The organism is Microbulbifer sp. HZ11 (genome assembly GCF_000708675.1).
GTDB lineage: Bacteria > Pseudomonadota > Gammaproteobacteria > Pseudomonadales > Cellvibrionaceae > Microbulbifer.
Genome location: NZ_JELR01000001.1, coordinates 883,454 through 899,996, shown reverse-complemented (window position 1 = coordinate 899,996; position 16,543 = coordinate 883,454). Strand labels below are relative to the sequence as shown.

General features: G+C 57.5%; 14 protein-coding genes and 2 tRNA genes. 14 read left to right on the top strand and 2 right to left on the bottom strand.

Annotation, left to right across the window (positions count from 1 at the left end; genetic code table 11):
• Window position 1: 1 nt before the first annotated feature.
• The 4 genes from AU11_RS03850 to AU11_RS03835 all read left to right on the top strand — a co-directional run bounded on the left by AU11_RS03850 (window position 2) and on the right by AU11_RS03835 (window position 7,130).
• Window positions 2-394, top strand: coding sequence for a hypothetical protein (locus AU11_RS03850; RefSeq protein ID WP_043316570.1), 393 nt, complete (start codon window positions 2-4; stop codon window positions 392-394).
• Window positions 395-6,115, top strand: a complete 5,721-nt coding sequence (locus AU11_RS03845) for a hypothetical protein (RefSeq protein WP_043316567.1) — start codon at window positions 395-397, stop codon at window positions 6,113-6,115.
• A 93-nt stretch (window positions 6,116-6,208) separates the two neighbouring features.
• On the top strand, window positions 6,209-6,607 hold the full coding sequence (locus tag AU11_RS03840; protein WP_156035119.1) for a hypothetical protein: 399 nt from the start codon (window positions 6,209-6,211) through the stop codon (window positions 6,605-6,607).
• Window positions 6,608-6,647: 40 nt separating this feature from the next.
• A complete protein-coding gene (locus tag AU11_RS03835; protein WP_043316562.1) occupies window positions 6,648-7,130 on the top strand; it encodes an acyloxyacyl hydrolase in 483 nt (160 codons plus the stop codon).
• A gap of 1 nt (window position 7,131) precedes the next feature.
• Here the strand turns inward: AU11_RS03835 and AU11_RS03830 are convergent, their stop codons facing one another.
• Both AU11_RS03830 and AU11_RS03825 read right to left on the bottom strand, forming a co-directional pair.
• On the bottom strand, window positions 7,132-7,353 hold the full coding sequence (locus AU11_RS03830; RefSeq protein WP_043316559.1) for a helix-turn-helix domain-containing protein: 222 nt from the start codon (window positions 7,351-7,353) through the stop codon (window positions 7,132-7,134).
• 41 nt (window positions 7,354-7,394) lie between these two features.
• Complete coding sequence (locus AU11_RS03825; protein WP_043316556.1) at window positions 7,395-7,742, bottom strand: helix-turn-helix domain-containing protein; 348 nt, start codon at window positions 7,740-7,742, stop codon at window positions 7,395-7,397.
• A gap of 382 nt (window positions 7,743-8,124) precedes the next feature.
• Here AU11_RS03825 and AU11_RS03820 point away from each other — a divergent pair, with 382 nt between their 5' ends.
• From AU11_RS03820 to AU11_RS03775, 10 genes are all read left to right on the top strand, one after another.
• Complete coding sequence (locus AU11_RS03820) at window positions 8,125-8,361, top strand: hypothetical protein (RefSeq protein ID WP_156035117.1); 237 nt, start codon at window positions 8,125-8,127, stop codon at window positions 8,359-8,361.
• Window positions 8,362-8,487: 126 nt separating this feature from the next.
• Window positions 8,488-8,745: a hypothetical protein gene (locus AU11_RS03815; RefSeq protein WP_043316552.1), complete on the top strand. Its 258-nt coding sequence runs from the start codon at window positions 8,488-8,490 to the stop codon at window positions 8,743-8,745.
• A 413-nt stretch (window positions 8,746-9,158) separates the two neighbouring features.
• A complete protein-coding gene (gene cysC / locus AU11_RS03810; RefSeq protein ID WP_043316549.1) occupies window positions 9,159-9,782 on the top strand; it encodes an adenylyl-sulfate kinase in 624 nt (207 codons plus the stop codon).
• A gap of 371 nt (window positions 9,783-10,153) precedes the next feature.
• Window positions 10,154-12,505 (top strand): DUF6351 family protein, encoded by a 2,352-nt coding sequence (locus AU11_RS03805; RefSeq protein WP_231491521.1) that lies wholly within the window; start codon window positions 10,154-10,156, stop codon window positions 12,503-12,505.
• Window positions 12,506-12,685: 180 nt separating this feature from the next.
• A tRNA-Val gene (locus tag AU11_RS03800) sits at window positions 12,686-12,761 on the top strand.
• Between the two features lie 93 nt (window positions 12,762-12,854).
• Window positions 12,855-12,931 (top strand) — tRNA-Asp (locus AU11_RS03795).
• 257 nt (window positions 12,932-13,188) lie between these two features.
• On the top strand, window positions 13,189-13,551 hold the full coding sequence (locus AU11_RS03790) for an MbcA/ParS/Xre antitoxin family protein (RefSeq protein ID WP_043316544.1): 363 nt from the start codon (window positions 13,189-13,191) through the stop codon (window positions 13,549-13,551).
• Window positions 13,548-14,330 carry an RES family NAD+ phosphorylase gene (locus AU11_RS03785; RefSeq protein ID WP_051686924.1) on the top strand — a complete coding sequence of 261 codons (783 nt, stop codon included), beginning with the start codon at window positions 13,548-13,550 and terminating at the stop codon, window positions 14,328-14,330. Before AU11_RS03790 ends, AU11_RS03785 begins: the two co-directional genes overlap by 4 nt.
• Window positions 14,327-15,280 (top strand): 1-aminocyclopropane-1-carboxylate deaminase/D-cysteine desulfhydrase, encoded by a 954-nt coding sequence (locus AU11_RS03780; protein ID WP_051686923.1) that lies wholly within the window; start codon window positions 14,327-14,329, stop codon window positions 15,278-15,280. The genes AU11_RS03785 and AU11_RS03780 overlap by 4 nt, the downstream gene beginning before the upstream one ends.
• A 217-nt stretch (window positions 15,281-15,497) precedes the next feature.
• Complete coding sequence (locus AU11_RS03775; protein WP_043316541.1) at window positions 15,498-16,367, top strand: NAD(+) kinase; 870 nt, start codon at window positions 15,498-15,500, stop codon at window positions 16,365-16,367.
• The last annotated feature ends 176 nt before the right edge of the window (window positions 16,368-16,543 follow it).

Genomic DNA, 16,543 nt, shown 5'->3' with positions numbered 1-16,543 from the left:
CATGTACATCGAGTTTTCCCCCACGCGAATGGTCACCGGTGGTGCCGGCAAGCTGGAAGCGGTGCTGAAAAAGTTTGACGGTGGAGCACCCGTGGTCGAAGGAAAAACCCACCAAGCACTGTCTGGCTTTACGGAAGACACTGTGTACCGGGTTGAGACCGAGCACCAATGCGAGACTGCGCCCATGACATTAACGGATAGTGAGCTCTCCGAGTGGCATGAGTTCGCATCCAGTTGTGGTGCAGGTGAATTTTTTACCTTCGATCCGTTCGGTACGGAGGCCGCACCTAGTGCACCAGCGACCGTGCAACTCAAAAGAAAGTCATTCAAGCAGCAGCGGCGACCTGGGTCGCGCTTTGTCTTCAGCTTTACTATCGTGAAAATCGTGGCCTAGATGCGCAACAACTCCGAAACCTTCGACCTGTACAACACCAGCCCCCAGCGCGCGCTGCGCCTGGTAGTGGTGATTGAATTTCCGACCCCGGTGTACCTGGCGAGCCACGGCGATATTCCCGGCCTGCCCGGCGGCGCATTGGGTGGCGTGCTGGCCAAGGTCAGCAGTACCAGCCAGCGCTTGATACCCGAGCAGGGCCGCGCGGAAATTGGCGCAATCAATTTTGAGCTGGTGGACGTGGGCGGCGTATTCACTGACACCCTGCGCAACCAATTACAGGCGGGACACGGCATCAAGGGCTGCACCGTGCGCCTGTACCAGGGCGGCGCGGGCATGGACTGGGCCGACTTCCGCCTGGAGCAAACCCAAGTGGCGGAGGAAAGCCTGGGCTACGACCACGGCCGTTACCGGGTGCGCTGCCGGGATATTCAGCGGGAAATGCGCAAAGACATTTTTGTACCGCGCAGCACCCGCCTGGCCGCAGACTTCCCCAAGGGCGCCAGCACCCTGAGTGTGTACAGCACTGCGGATTTTGAACCCTGCCCGCACACCGCGAGCTTTGGCGACGCGCCCGGGCAAACCGTGTATTACCTCAAAATCAAATACCAGAATGGCTGGGAAGTGGTGCGCGCCACCGGCAAAACCGGCAGCACCTTTACCGGCGTCACCCGTGGCCTGTTCGGCACCGTGGAATACGACCATACCGTGCCCACGGAAAACGACGACGACAAGGGCATCGAGGTCGAGGAATTTATTTACCTGGAGCTGCCCGCGCCCGCGCTCGCCTATGCGTTGCTCACCGGCCAGATTCTCGGCACCAATGACGTGCTGCCCAGCAACTGGCAACTGGGCATCGACCCGGCCTATGTGGTAGCGGATGAGTTCGAGAATATCGGCGCGGACTGGTACAAGCCCGGCGACTATACCAAGGGCGTGATTCTGCGATTTGATGGGCTGGCCAAAACCGACGGCAAAAAATTTATCGAGCAGGAAATAAACCTGCTGATGGGCGCCTATATGCCGGTGAATGCCGCCGGCCAACTGGGCTACCGCCGTATGACCGGCGTGCTGGCGGACGCCGGCACCGTGGCCACTATAACCGCGGACGACGTGGTAAGCCTGGGCGAGCTGCAGCAGGACCTGGCAGCGCTGCGCAATATTTTTTCCATTCAATGGTCCTGGTACGAGGCGCCGGGTTTTGACGGGCGTTTTCTACGCTCCAATGTGCTGGCGGATGCCGACAGCATCGCCCACCACGGCGAGAGCAAACCGCAAGCGCTGAAATTCAAGGGCTTGCACAACAGCCGCCATACCTTCACTACGTTAAAAAACCGATTCGACGCCCTGCGCGACCGCTTTGCCGGCCCGCCCCTGCGCCTGCGGCTTTCGCTGCTGCCGAGTAATAACGATATTGAAGTGGGCGACGTAGTGCGTGTGGCACTGCCGCAAGTGCGGGATTACACCCGCGACCCCAATGCCAATGTATTGCGTTGGGACTTTGCCAGCGGCAAAGATGGCTGGAGTGCACCCGGTGAGGGAACCAAAATAATCACAGCAGCTGCTGGCGGCGTTCTGTCGGTACAGTGTCTGGCGTTCGATCCCTATATTTTGCGGTCGCTGTCTGTAAGTGAGCGATTTGTGGGTGCCACTGTGCCCTACGCCAAAATCCGCTTGCGCCGTACCAGTACGGAGCCTGTGCCCGCTGGGTCCACCTTTTACTACCGCGACCAGGAGACATTCACATATCGAGGCGTGAACATTGACGCTGAAGTAGAACGTTTCAACGCGCTACCGGTGGGCACCTGGCACGAGATTGTGGTGGACCTGAGTGGCGAGCCAGAATATATGGGCAGCGAGATCAACCTGATTCGCTGGGATATTGGTAGCAACCATGTAGCAGATTGGTCCTACGAGGTGGATTACGTCCATCTTTTGCCAGACATAAACCTGGACGACAAAAGTTTGGACCGGGCTATGGAAGTGCAACGGGTGAGCGTGGACCAGACCAGTGGTCTGGTGCAAGTGGAGCTGTTCGGCTCCACCCAAAAGGCCGCACCGATTACCGATGAGGCTGCGAGCACCAACGCCGAGTTGCCGGACGGCTGGTACTCGGCCGAAGGCACCGCCATGGCCGCCGCGGGCCTCGCCATCGACAGCAGCGGCTTTCTGACCGCCGACGGCACCCTCGACGGCGCCGCCAGCAGCCGCACCATTTACTATTACCTGGGCGACCTGACCATCCCCGCCGGGCGCACCCTGACAGTGACCGATAACGTCGAGCTGCGAGTGATGGGGGTACTGCAGGTGGATGGCACATTGCGCGGCGCGCCGAGTAATAGCGGCGCGGGCTTTCTCGGTTCCTGCCGCGGCGGCGCCGGCCGTGCGGTGGGCAAGATTGGCCCCACCGGCTGGGTGAATACCCGCGGCGAAGTGGTTACCGGGCGCAACGCGGTCATGCCAACTATTGCCATTGACAACGACGGCGGCGAGCTGCTGGGTATCCCCGATGATCTGCGCGGTAGTGGCGGTGCCCGTGGCGGTCATTCTTACCACTACCTGCGTGGCGACAACAGCTGGGAGCCGGCGGGCTTTGGTGGTATTGGCGGCCAGGGTGGCGCTGGGGTTGCTGTAGTCGCGCGCGGTATTGCCTTGGGCGTGTCGGGCAAGATCAACACCAGTGGTGGCAACGGCCTGCCCGGTAACGATAACGGCCCGCAGTATTCCGTGCCCGCCGGTAGCGGTGGTGGTGGGGCCCCCGGCGGCGTGCTGCTGATTATCGACGGCCACCAGAACCCGCAGCCGGTGCTCACCAACAGCAAGATGGTGGCGTGCTATGGCGACAGCCCCAGCAGCCCCGGCAATGCGGGCGCGGGCGGTAAATGCCTGGGCGTGAATGCGGCGCGGGTGTACACCGTACCGAAAAGCCGTACCCCATACCCCAACTATGCGCAGGACCCGGAAATTTCCGCGGAACTGCAGCAGGCGCTGGACGATGCCGCAGCCGCGCAACAGGCCGCCGCCGCCGCGCAGGCGGATGCCACCCAGGCACTGGGCAAACTCGACGACATAGGTGCGGACGGCAAACTGCACCCGGTGGAAAAGCTTCGTGTGCGCCTGATTTACGCGCAGTTGACCGGCGAGCAGGCGGGCATCGACGCGCAGGCGGACCAGCACGGTCTGGTACTGCTGCGCGGCGACTACGACGGCGCACTGGCAGCGCTCGCCAGCTACCTGGGCGGGCTGACCCCCAACTGGGACGACACCAGCCAAGTGACCACTGTCAGCCGCACCCTGTGGGATGCGAACTGGCAAGCAGTGTACGACGCGCGCCAGGCGTTGCTGAATGCGGTTTCCGACGCGCTGACCACCCGCGCCGACAACGCGCAGACCACCGCCGACAACGCGCAGGCGGCGGCCGACAACGCGCAGGGTGCAGCTGATGATGCGCAAGCCACTGCCAACAACGCCTCAAGCGATGCCGCTGCGGCACTTGCCGACCTCAGCGACATCGCAGCGGATGGCAAGCTGCACCCGTCGGAAAAAATCCGGGCCAACCGTGAATATAACGAGATTGTTGGCGAGCAGGCGGGAATCGAGAGCCAGGCCACCAGCCTGGGGATCACCACTGCAAAAACAAACTACAGCAACGCAGTGGCCGCGCTAACTAGCTATCTGCAGGGTTTGAGTCCCACCTGGAACGCCACCAACAGCACCACTAGTATTGTGCGCAGCACCTGGAATACGCGCTGGCAGGATGTGTACGTCAAGCGCCAGATTTTGCTGGATACCATTTCTGGTGCCCTGAAAGTATTGGCGGATAATGCGCAAAGTTCTGCCACCAACGCTAGCAATATCGCAAGTGCGGCGCAGGCTAGTGCGGATGCCGCGCAAGCGGCGGCGGATGATGCGCAGAACGACGCTAGTACGGCGCTGGGTGATCTGGACGACATAGGCGCGGATGGCAAGCTACACCCAGCAGAAAAGCTGCCAACGATTCGCGAATACAGCGCAATCATCAGCGAGCAGGGGGGCATTACTGCCAGCGCTACGTCGTTCGGTATCACCACTGAAAAGACCGCCTACGCCAATGCGGTGGGCGCGCTCACCAGTTATCTGAATGGGCTGAGTCCTGCGTGGGATAGCACTACCACCGTAACTGACATCAGCCGCTCCATTTGGAACAGTAACTGGCAGGCGGTGTACGACGCGCGCCAAGCGCTGCTGGATCGCATCGCTGAGAAGGCGGGATCGCTGGCGGACTGGGCCGAGATTTACGGCAGTGGCAAGCCACAGGATGGCGCCACGGTGGGCGCTACGGCGCAAGAGCGGTTGCTGATTAACTCGATGCGCAATACGTTTTTGGAGGATTTTTCTCCATCCAGTGATTGGCAAAACGTATGGATTAGTAATGGTGGTGGCGACGCGACCGTTGCGCAGTATTCTGGCGGCAGCTCACAAGTGGGAGGTGGTGCGGCGATACTGGGCGATGCTTACGACGGTACAGAGATGGGGCGATTGGTGCCGCCCAAGGATATGCGGGTGCCGTTTGACCCGAACAAGCTCTACCGCATAGAGTTCCGTGTTTACAATTACAACCATGGCGACCTAACAAGAAGGTTTTACCTTGGAGTAAATGGATTCGATGCTGCCGGAAATCTTTGTGGTACTGGTGGGGCAGACAGTTATGGCTCGCAACATTATATCGCGGTCAGCGGGGCTCGTGCAGAGGATCACCTGTTTTGGGAAACGTATGTCGCCTATTTTAAAGGGAACGCTGCGGGTAACGCTGAGTACAGTGGGCTGGTAGGTGGTAACCATATCGGCAACCCGGCCAAGCTGCAGGCCAACGTGCGATTTTTCCAGCCAACTATTTGGAACAACTATCAGGGAAACGGCGGTCGAATGCTGATTGATTACGTCAAGGTTGACGTGATTGAAGTGGAGGACCAAAGCGACCTCCCGATGGTTCAGTCCGACACCGCCAGCGTGGCGCTTTCAGCGGTGTGCACAGCCGTGGACGCGGGCAGCACCGCCACCATCAATGTGGGCGCGCACTCGGTACAGTTTGGCAGTTTTACCGTGGCTTACAGCTCCGGCAGCATTACCGGTCTACAGTTTTCCAAAAAATACTATGTGTATTGCGATGACCCCGGTTATGCCGGTGGCTCGGTAACCTATTACGCTACCACCAACTGGGCCACCGCAAGGGGGAGCACCTATCGGCGATTGGTAGACGTTATCACCACGCCCGCCAATGGTGGCAGCGGTAGTGGTGGGTCAGTGCTGGACCCGGGCGAGTGCGTGTGCGCGGATATGTGGTTGCTGGATGGGCTGCAGGCGGCGGACGCGCGCGCCGGTGATCTGATTAGTGTCTGGGAGCCGGGCGACCAGCTGTGGTACGGACCGATTAAAACCACCAAGTTGGTGGAGGGCATCGACTGCGTGTGCTTGGTCACCGAAAGTGGGGCGGAGGTGCACTGCAGTACCACCGCGCCGGTGACCGACCGCGACGGCGTTGTGCGCCGCGCTCCGGACACCCTCGGCACCTGGGTGGGCGTGAGCCACCACGGCAGCCACACCGTTGCCTGGGAGCGCATCACCCGGGTGGAGCCTATCGGCCAGCGCGCGGTGTGTCGCATCAAGGTGGGCGGTATCAGCTACGCTGCTGGCGTGGACCCCGCGCACCGCATCATCACCCACAACCCGTACTACAAGCCCTGATCCCAAATCCCATTAACTAACCCACACCGCCGCGGCAGGGAGCTGTCGGCCGCGGTGCCCTATTGCCCCAAGGAAAGCCAAAGAGAAATGACCGTGAGCAACGTCACTTATGAAAACGCCAGCGCCGAGGTGACCGGGCTGCAGCCGGGCCAGGTGGCTCTGCGCATTACGTCCGGGGTATTTACCGGCGAGCTGATCCGCGTGCAGGTGCTGCGCATCGAGGAGGACGTCAACAAGGACGGCAACGTGGACCAGTTGAACCTCAAAACCTGTGGTGCCGTCATCAACCCGGATAACACCGTCAAAACAACCTCCGGCGGTCGCGCCATGGAGTGCCCGGCCAAGGTGGACAGCATTCTGGTGGCCGCCATCGCCGAGGGCACCGTGGACCCGCTGGTGCGCCAGGCCGAGGTTACCGACGAATGCGTGTACCGGATGCTTAACCTGGCGGTTTCCATGCAGGCGTGGGAGTCGATCCCCAGCGCCGGCTAAACACCAACCCACCCCGAAAATAACCGAGAGAGAAAAACCTATGCCGAAATTTAAATGGAGCTGGACCAAGGGCGCGGTGGCGCTGTTCCTGGTGATTTTACTGTGCGCGCTGGTGGCCGAGCGCGCCGACGCTCGCCCGGTGGTGAGCCTGGGCCACACCGCCCTCAACAGCCACAACACCGTGGGGGAAATCGGCTGGCAGTTTGGCAGCGCCCACCAGTGGGAAGTGGCCGCCACCGCCATCGGCCAGGGCCACACCGACCGTGGCCGCATTGACCGCAACTGGGTGTATTCAATCAGTCGGCGGGTACAGCCGGGGTGGTCGATCCTGGGGGCAGAAAATTACTACCGCCTGGGCGTGGCCTACGTGGACGGCTCGCCGCTGGTGGGGGATATCAATTATCGGCTGGGGGCAGGGCTGCAATGGAGTGTAGTGGCACTCGAATATTTTCATTACTCGAGTGCCGGGATCAACGATCCGAATACCGGTATCGATGGGATCCAGGTCCGGGTGCCGTTTTAGCTCAGTCTTTCTGGAAGTCGAACAGCTCGCGCGGCTCAACCCCGAGTGTGCGGGCGATGTCTTCCAAAAGATCAAAGCGAGGGCCGTGTATGCCGCGCTCAATGTGGCTCACGGTCTCAACGCTGACATCCAGAAGGAACGCCAGATCTTCCTGGCTGATGCCTCGGGCTTTGCGCAGCACCGTCAGTCGCTGGCCGAATTGTTGTTTTAGGTTCCTTTTCATGCCGCGAGGCTATTGCCCGGGGCGGAAAAGCAACACGTAGTTTAACTACGGTTTTTGGTTTTCGCGTACAGCTTGTGCAGCCCCTCGATCGAGCGCTGAACGTGTAACTGCCAGTCTGTGGGGAGCTGCGCGTAGAGTTTCGCGATGTGGGGCGCGAAGGGGACACGGGCGAAGTGGTGCGCGTGTTCTTTGCCGTAGGCTTCAGCCAGCGAGATACCGACCGCCTCGCACCAGCGAGGCAGGAGGTCGCTCGGTATTCGCTGAACACCGCTCTCCATTTTCGAAATTTGCGATCGCGACAAATTGCCTACGCGTTTCCCTGCCTCCGTTGCGGATAATCCTTGCCGCCGCCTTGCCGCTCTCAACCGCTGACCGATCTTGCCTGGCACAGAACTCAAACCGCCGTACTGTAATGCCGTGAAATGTGCGCGATTATAGAAACACTGGGTGGATAAGTGTTTCTAATTTAGCGCTTTCCAGCATTGGAACTTAATGAATCACTTTAAAAGCGGTAGATTTGAACTGTTTCGCAGAAATTACCGAAACGATGTTCTACGCAGCCCGTTATTCGGTGCAGTTTGGGTATGTCGCGGTCATTGTGGGTGGAATTATATTTTCGCTCTTGTTTGTGGCCTTTGCGTGTTTGAACTGACGCGTTCGCAAATGTGGCGGGGCGTGGAGGGGGCTATCTCTATGAAGTGGTCAGGGGCTGTGATTCCCCTCCGTTCGCTAGAGGCAGTTAAGTATTCCTACTGAATGGAGAATAATAAGATGTTTGCCGCACACGTTAAGCAGCTATACCGAGTGAAGCATCTCAATGTCGGCCTGGAATGGGTCGCCATGTGTCCAGACCAGAATGCCAGGCAGGTGCTGACAGAGCTGGTTGGGGAGGAAGTCGGTGCGGTGATCGCCGGCGCAATTCAGGCTGCCGAAGCTAAAATGCGGGCGGCAAACCATGCAGAGCCGGAAGGCACATCTGGCCAGGGGCCGCAGCCGCTACGCGGCTAAACGCGGCCCCTGGCGGGCGGGCCGAACGGCGGCAGTCGCGCAGGAGACCGCTACGCGGACTCCTCAACGCGCGCCTATGCGCCCCCGTTCGGCCCGCCCGAATCAACCTCAGTGGAGGCGATAATCATGAGCGAAGATGTTCCGGCCTACGGCCCGGACGCTACGCGCCCGGAAATCTACGCCCGCTTCGATGCTGGCTGGTCCCCGCCGGTACCGGTGGAGATCCGCGCGGAGCTGCAAAAAGCCCACCTCACTCCCAGAGCGGCAGCGGCCCTGATTGGCGTTCCCGATCTGGGCGGTTATCTCAGTGGCGACCGTCAGATAAGCTACAGTTCCTGGCGGTTGCTTTGCCTGTATTCGGGTAGTGTCGAGGGGGTAGGGTGACCATTTTCGTGATGCCGCGAAAATAGTGTATGCCTATACAGTTCGGCGGTGTGGTAATATTTGCCGCCTCAAGGCGCCACGCGGGATAAAAGGGCGCTGTTAGTGGGGCGGATTGCCACACTAAATTGGCTAAGTCGTTGATTTTAAATACTTGTCGGCCTGCTTGTGGCTCCTGAGGTCGCGGGTTCGATCCCCGTCGGCCACCCCATATATGACCTTCTGGTCCCGCAAACCCGGCTTTATGCCGGGTTTTTTGGTTTTAGCACTTTATTGTTCTATGGGTTGCCTTTACCTGCACTGGGGCGATCTAGGATAATGCGCGCCAGTTTTAGATTTCCGTCCCAAATGCTGTTGAGTACTTGGCGTCGGAGCAATTATTTATTCGCAAGTTCAACAGTACTTAGGGGAAGAGCGTGACGGAAGTAGTCGAGCGTAAGGCAACCAATGTTCATTGGCACGATGGGGAAGTTACCCGTGGTGACCGTGCTGCAATGCTGGGGCATAAGGGCGTGACCATGTGGTTCACCGGCCTTTCCGGCTCCGGTAAAAGCACCGTTGCGGTTGCAGTAGAGAAAGCGCTGACAGCCCGTGGCGTCCTGACTTACCGTCTCGATGGCGACAATATCCGCCTCGGTATCAACTCCAACCTAGGCTTCTCTGCGGAAGACCGTCAGGAAAACATCCGCCGTGTAGGTGAGATCTCCAAGCTGTTCGCTGACACTGGCGTTGTGGTACTGAGCAGCTTTATCAGCCCTTACGCCGATGATCGCGCCATGGTGCGCAAGGTCCACGAAGAGGGCGACCTGCCGTTTATGGAGGTGTTTGTCGACTGCTCCCTGGAAGCCGCTGAAGAACGCGACCCGAAAGGCCTGTACAAGAAAGCCCGCGCCGGCGAGATCCGTGGCTTCACCGGCATCGACGACCCCTACGAAGCGCCAGAATCACCGGAACTGCATCTGCGCACCGACAAAATGACCCTGGAAGAAGAGGTTGAGGCGGTGATCAAATCCCTGCAGGATCGCGGCATCATTGTCTGATCCTGATGGGTTGCTGTAGGAGTCTGTTACCAGGCTCCTGCAGAGTGGCACGAAAAATTTTCATGGCGAGCCAGTCACGTTCTGTTTCAGGAAAAAGTGCTCCCGCAAATAGGCCTTTCGACATCAACGTTCTTTGATTTCTCCATTCTTTCTGTCTAAATTTTAAACGGCAATCCCTGCCGAATTTTCTTCGAGTAAACTCGCCCGCCAACCGGCCAACGCTTTTCCCGGCGCCACATATACTGTTGCTGTGCCCGCAGTTTTTGATGACGAAAGGCTTCGTCTATTCGGTGCACAGGAATACATGGCGTACGGAGGCGCATATGGCTTGGAGCGCAAGGAATATGACTGCGCGATTTGGAGTCCGGCGAGTGGTAACCAGTGTTGTTGCCGCATTTTTTATACTGCTGGGGTTGGGCATCTGGTTTGTCTATGAAAACCTGCCGCGGTTACCCGGCGTGCCGAAAGCGCCGGTGGTTGGGGTTCCTGCGGGAGCACTGGATCATGCGCCCCAGGCTGCCTACCTGGGGGATCACCCAAGAAAAAGTGGCCGCCCAGCCGAATATTTTCCATTCCCGATTGCCATCGGGGAAAGCGGACCCGTCGAAACCCTGTTTTCGGGGCCTTCCACTTACCCGTTTCTGTGCGGGGAGAATAAGGTCACCAATCTCCAACCGCTGGTGGATAATCACAACGGGGAAGGCATTCCCGTGTTCGCTCTCGACGAGCAGGGGGGGCAGACGGATGAAGTGATTGGGTATAGTCGCGATTGCACTCACGCTACGTCAGTTTCCTATTTCTACCGAAGCGCGGTGGATGGTCAATTTCATCCGCTGGAAGACGCGAATGGGGATATCGATCAGGTTACTGTCAACGGCCGTACCACCGATTTTGTGGTGCGCCTGGAGACCGGCACTATCAACCGTTTTTTCTACGCAATCGCGGTGTTAAAAGGTGATGGCGAGACCGCAGAAAAACCCAATACCAGCAACTGGAACAAGCGGCTTATTTACCAGTTCCGCGGTGGTGTCGGTGTGGGCCGCCGTCAGGGAAATATCGGTCGTAATCACATCGTTGAGCGCCGGGAAGATCAGCTTGCGCGCGGCTACGCCGTTGTGTACTCCACCGCGAATCAGACCAGTAATCACTACAATATCTGGCTGGCAGAAGACACTGCCCGGCGCCTGAAAAAGCAATTTGCCGCACTTTATGAAGAACCTCTGTATACCGTTGGCATCGGCGGTTCCGGCGGCGCTATCCAGCAATACCTGATTGCACAGAATGCTCCAGGTGTACTGGATGCAGCTTTACCGCTTTATTCATACCCGGACATGGTGAGCCAGACCATATACGTATTCGACTGCGAGCCACTCGAATATTATTTCGATGTAGTGGCCGCCGGAAATGACCGTTGGAAAGAGGTCTCCGAGCGTGAAGCGATTATTGGTCTGGCCACCAAAACAGATTTCGATCATCGATTCAAAATCCTGGAAGAAGCCGTGGGGCTCTTTGATAGCCGATACAAGGGCACGGCGAACGGGGCCTCGGAGTGTGTCCAGGGGTGGCGGGGTCTTGTGCCGTTGGTGAACAACCCTAATTTTGTGCACTTCAGTGCGAGCTATGCGGATCCTGTGGCAGAGAAAACCCATTGGACGCATTGGGAAGATCTGCGGAACTTTTATGGCGCGGGGCAGGACGGTTACGCCAACAGTGCTTGGGATAACCAGGGGGTTCAGTACGGCCTGAATGCACTGAAGCAGGGCAAGATCGATATTGATGAGTTCCTGCGCTTGAATGCAACCATTGGTGGCTGGAAAGAGCCCACAGAGCAGGGCGGTGAAAAGCTCTGGTTTATGAATGGAGATGTATTCCCGGTAGAGCTATCGGTGTGGAGTGAGCACAATATGAATCTGGGTGGACTGGACAACCCAGCACCTAGAAGTGTTGCCGATATCGAAGCCATCGAAGGGATATACCGCTCCGGCCACGTATTTCTTGGTGATGTTGAAATTCCCATCGTTGACTTGCGGCACTACCTGGAAGGGGAGCTGGATATGCACCACAGCCTCGCCTCCTTTTCCAGTCGCGAGCGCATTCGGCGAGCGCGTGGGCATGCAGACAATCAGCTGATCTGGATGAGCCACAAAAAATACAACCCGATCGATGAAGCACTCGACATCATCGATCACTGGATCCAGAAAATCGCCGAGAACCCTGAGCGGGGTGTAGCTGGAAATAAACCTGTAGAAGCGACCGATCGCTGTTTCGATGCGAGCGGGAATGTGCTGGCGGCCGGCCCCGGGGTCTGGGATGGTGCCTGGAACCACAAGCCTGAAGGCGCCTGTATGCAACGTTACCCGATTTACAGTACACCCCGGCAAATGGCCGGCGCACCGATAACCGGCGATGTATTCAAATGCGCCCTGCAACCCTTGGAGCGTGCGATCGCCAAAGATACATATGGTGCGGCTACCGGAGCGGTCGTGTCGCGTATTGATGACATGCGGCGGATCTTTCCGGACGGGGTTTGCAACTACAATGAGCCGGATATCGGGCGCCCGAAGGGACCACTTTTCCAGCTGGGTGGGCCGGTTATCATCGCTGGTCAGCCGGTAAACGCCGACTATCGTTTACAGCCAGAGCAGATAGCCGGGGAGCCTGAAGTGGAAGGGGAAATCCTGCCGACGCCCGTGTCCGCAGATGCGCCCCCATCGGAAGATTAGCTCGAAAAATCAACGACTTAGGTTATTAAATAGACGCTGAAAAGTTTTTGAAACTTTTGGCGTCTTTTTTGTTGACACTAACTCACAGTCCGGTAAGATGCGCCTCGCTCTCGGGGGACAAGCCCAGAGAAAAGTCGGAAAACTTGATCGCTTTTAAGCTCGAAAAACAGTTGCCCGAAAGGGTGGTTAGCTCAGTTGGTAGAGCGGCGCCCTTACAAGGCGTAGGTCACAGGTTCGACCCCTGTACCACCCACCATTAATCCGTCGGGAGCGGATTAAGACGACGAAGTCGCCCGCAGGGCGAGTGCCAGGATGGCACGAGTCACTCCTTTAAAGGGAGCACTACCGCGGACCGGTAGTTCAGTTGGTTAGAATGCCGGCCTGTCACGCCGGAGGTCGCGGGTTCGAGTCCCGTCCGGTCCGCCATATACGCAAAAGGCCCTGTTCGAAAGAGCAGGGCCTTTTGCGTATATGGCGGACCTTCGGACTCGAGTCCCCGTTCGACCAAATCGCAAAGCGATGTAGGACGCCGAAGGCGCCCGCAGGGCGAAGGCCGATAGGCCTGAGTCAGTCCCGTCCCGATGTGGCACCTACTGTACTCCTAGGTTCCACCGTCTTTGCAATTTGTCCATTTGTCGAATATATTTAGGTCAAATGTCCTCTAATCCCAACCCGGAGGCAAAATGGCCAACCCAGCCCATACCCCGCAAACCACCGAAGATCAGGTCCTCCTGGAGGCAACCCTCAATACTGCCAGTCACCTGGGCCTGAAAAAGAAAGAGCTCAGCGAGATCATTCATCTGGACGATCGCACTCTGCGTCGCCGCAGTGGCCTTGCCCCACAAAGTGTCGAAGGGCAGCTCGCCCTGTTGTTGGTTCGCGCCTACCGGTCAGCCTTCGTCCTTATGGGTGGAGAGGAGGGTGCTAAAACCTGGTTTGCCACTGCCAATCGTGCGCTGAATGGGGTTCCCAAAGAGGTTGCCCGGCGCATTGATGGTCTCGTGCGTATCGTTACCTATCTCGATGCCATGCGGGGCAAGGTGTGATTGATCTGCGGGAGAAAATCCGCCAGTCGGCTATCCGCCTGTTCGGGCGTCTTTATCGAATCATTGAGTCCCAAGAAGAGGTCGCCACCCGCGGCCTTGTCGACAGCCTGCAAAAGCAGGAGGTTCTGGAAAACCTCCTCGAGCAAAGCAAGCCTGCCAGACTCCCGGGGAGCGAAGATTTGCACTATCTGCTGGCGACGCCATTTCGCTACCCGCCGCTTCCCTGGGGATCAAGGTTTGGTGGCGTCGCCGAGAGCGGTATCTTTTACGGCAGTAAAACCATCGACACGGTACTCGCCGAGACTGCTTATTACCGGCTGCTATTTATCAGCGACATGGCATATCCCCCGCCGAATCCTGTAACCAGCTTCCACCAAGTTTTTTCTGCCAAATACTGCGCTGATCCCGGGGTTCGCCTGCAATCGACAGAATGGCAGGCCTACTGGCCACAGCTCACCCACGCTGCGGAATACCGTTTCTGTCAGCAGCTGGGGACGCAAGCAAGAGCGGTTGGGGTTCAGGGTTTTGAAGCACCGTCTGCCCGTGCCCTTTCTGCTGGTGTTGCGGAGCTGCCGACCGCTGGCGTCGAGGGGGTCAACATAGCGTTATTTGACCCTCAGGCGCTGTTGCGTCGCCCACCCACCATGGAGGCGGAAGTTACCGCTGAGTCTTCGAGCGAGGGCGTCGCCTTCCTGGTCAAGACCGGCAGCGGGGTTCAGTCCCGCAATTTTTCTCGAGATCTTTTCGAGGCATCTGGCCAGATCCCACAGCCCGCATGATCCGCTACCTGACCGAGTTGAGCATGGAAGCCTTTACCGAGGCCGCCAGAAACGTGCCCTATCAGCAGGTTGAGTCCGAACTGTTTCCTGGTGTCGACCTCTGGATCCGCCGCGATGACCTCATCGACCCCATTATTTCTGGCAATAAAGCCTACAAGCTGATTTTCAATCTGCTGGAGGCCCGGGAGCAGGGCAAAGATACCATAGTCACCTGCGGCGGCGCCTGGTCGAACCACATCCACGCCACCGCCGCTGCAGGACAGCGGTTTGGGTTCAAAACTATCGGCATCATACGCGGCGAACGCCCCCCTGTGCTGAGTGCCATGTTGCAGGACACCGAGCGGTTTGGGATGGAATTACGATTTGTGTCTCGCACTATATATAGGAAGAGAGCGGAAGAAGGGTTTTGGGCGCAGTTGGGGCTATCCGGCGAGCGGTATTGGTACGTGCCGGAGGGCGGGGCGAATGAGCAGGGGGCCCGAGGGGTTGAGATTTGGGGGCAGGTGATCCGGGAAACCTGCCCAGTAACCATGGATGAATGCTGGCTGGCCTGTGGTACGGGGTTGACACTGGGTGCCCTAAGCTCGAGCTTGGAATTGTCAATGCCATGCGTTGGAGTAGCGGTTCTCAGGGCAGATAAAAGTATCAGTGATGCGGTACATAATTGGGGGAGCAGGAATCGGCGGGCAGTAGTTCCAGATCCGGAGATAATTACCGATGCGCACCATGGGGGATACGGCAAAACCACCGAATCACTGCGTCGAAACATCCACCAATTAGAGGACTCTACTGGTGTCAGGTTCGACCACGTGTATACGGCTAAGGTGATCTGGGCATTGAAAAAGCGCTACTTAAATGATGCGCCAAGAAGAAGCTATATGCGCCATCGCAGTGTCCTGTTGATCCATACCGGGGGGCTGCAGGGGATACGCGGAATGTATAAAAAATAATCTAAATCATGGTGTTTTTGTTTAAAAATTAATCTGTTTGATCTGTGACTGATCAGGCGCACTCGACCCTGAATCGGGTTCGACTCACCCTTTTCCCTCAGGCATAATCACCTGTCAAATTACCCGCTGATAGATTAGAAATTGAACAGTTTCTGAGTGAAGCGCAAAAACTCAAATAAAACTGCATTGGCCCAGATTCGGGCACCTTGGGGGAGCGGTGTCGGAATTTCAAAATATCGGACTAATCGGCCGAACCGAAAGTGATAGCGCAGTACTCTCACTCAAACGCCTTATGGCGTTTCTTGAGAGAGGGGGCTATTCGGTCGTGCTTGAAAAGAATACAGCCAATGATGTTGCCGGTCACAAAGCCAGAGTTTCTAGTAAAGACAAGCTCGGCGAACTCTGTGATCTGGTTATCGTAGTCGGTGGTGACGGAAGCCTGCTCGCCGCTGCACGCGCCCTGGCCAAATTCAGCGTGCCTCTACTGGGGATTAATCGCGGCCGATTGGGTTTCCTGACAGATATTACTCCTGATGAAATTGAGCAAAAGGTAGGGGAAGTGCTCTCCGGCAAATATATGGCCGAGAGCCGCTTCTTGCTGGATATGTCCGTCACCCGAGATGGTAAGCCAATAGGTAAGGGCTCCTCGCTGAATGATGTGGTGATTCACCCGGGTGAGTATATCCGCATGATTGAGTTTGATCTGTTCATTGACGGGCAGTTTGTATATACGCAGCGTTCAGATGGATTGATTGTCTCCACGCCCACGGGGTCAACAGCATATGCGCTGTCTGGTGGTGGGCCGATTATGCATCCTAAGCTTGATGCGATTGTCGTAGTACCCCTCAATCCGCACACACTCAGCAGTCGCCCAATTGTCGTTGAAGGCAGCAGTGAGTTCAAAATCGTTATTGGCGAAGAAAATACAGCTCATTCTTATGTTACCTGCGATGGGCATGAGCAGGTGGTGACCGAGCCCGGGGACGTCATTCGGATCCATAAAAAACCACATAGGCTGACGTTAATCCATCCGATTGATCACAATTTTTATGAGACGTGCAGATCGAAGCTAGGCTGGCTTACTTAAGTAGCGCGGACGGCTTTTTGGTATCGTTATTCAGGCGAGTCGGGATCACTAATGCACGGAAAAGGTTTTACTACTAGTCATGAAGCAAGTATTTAAGCAGGAAGTAACTTGCCCCAGTTTTACCCGGCTACTTTTACGCATCGGGATTAATTCGTTGGATCCGGATTGGCTTGAGT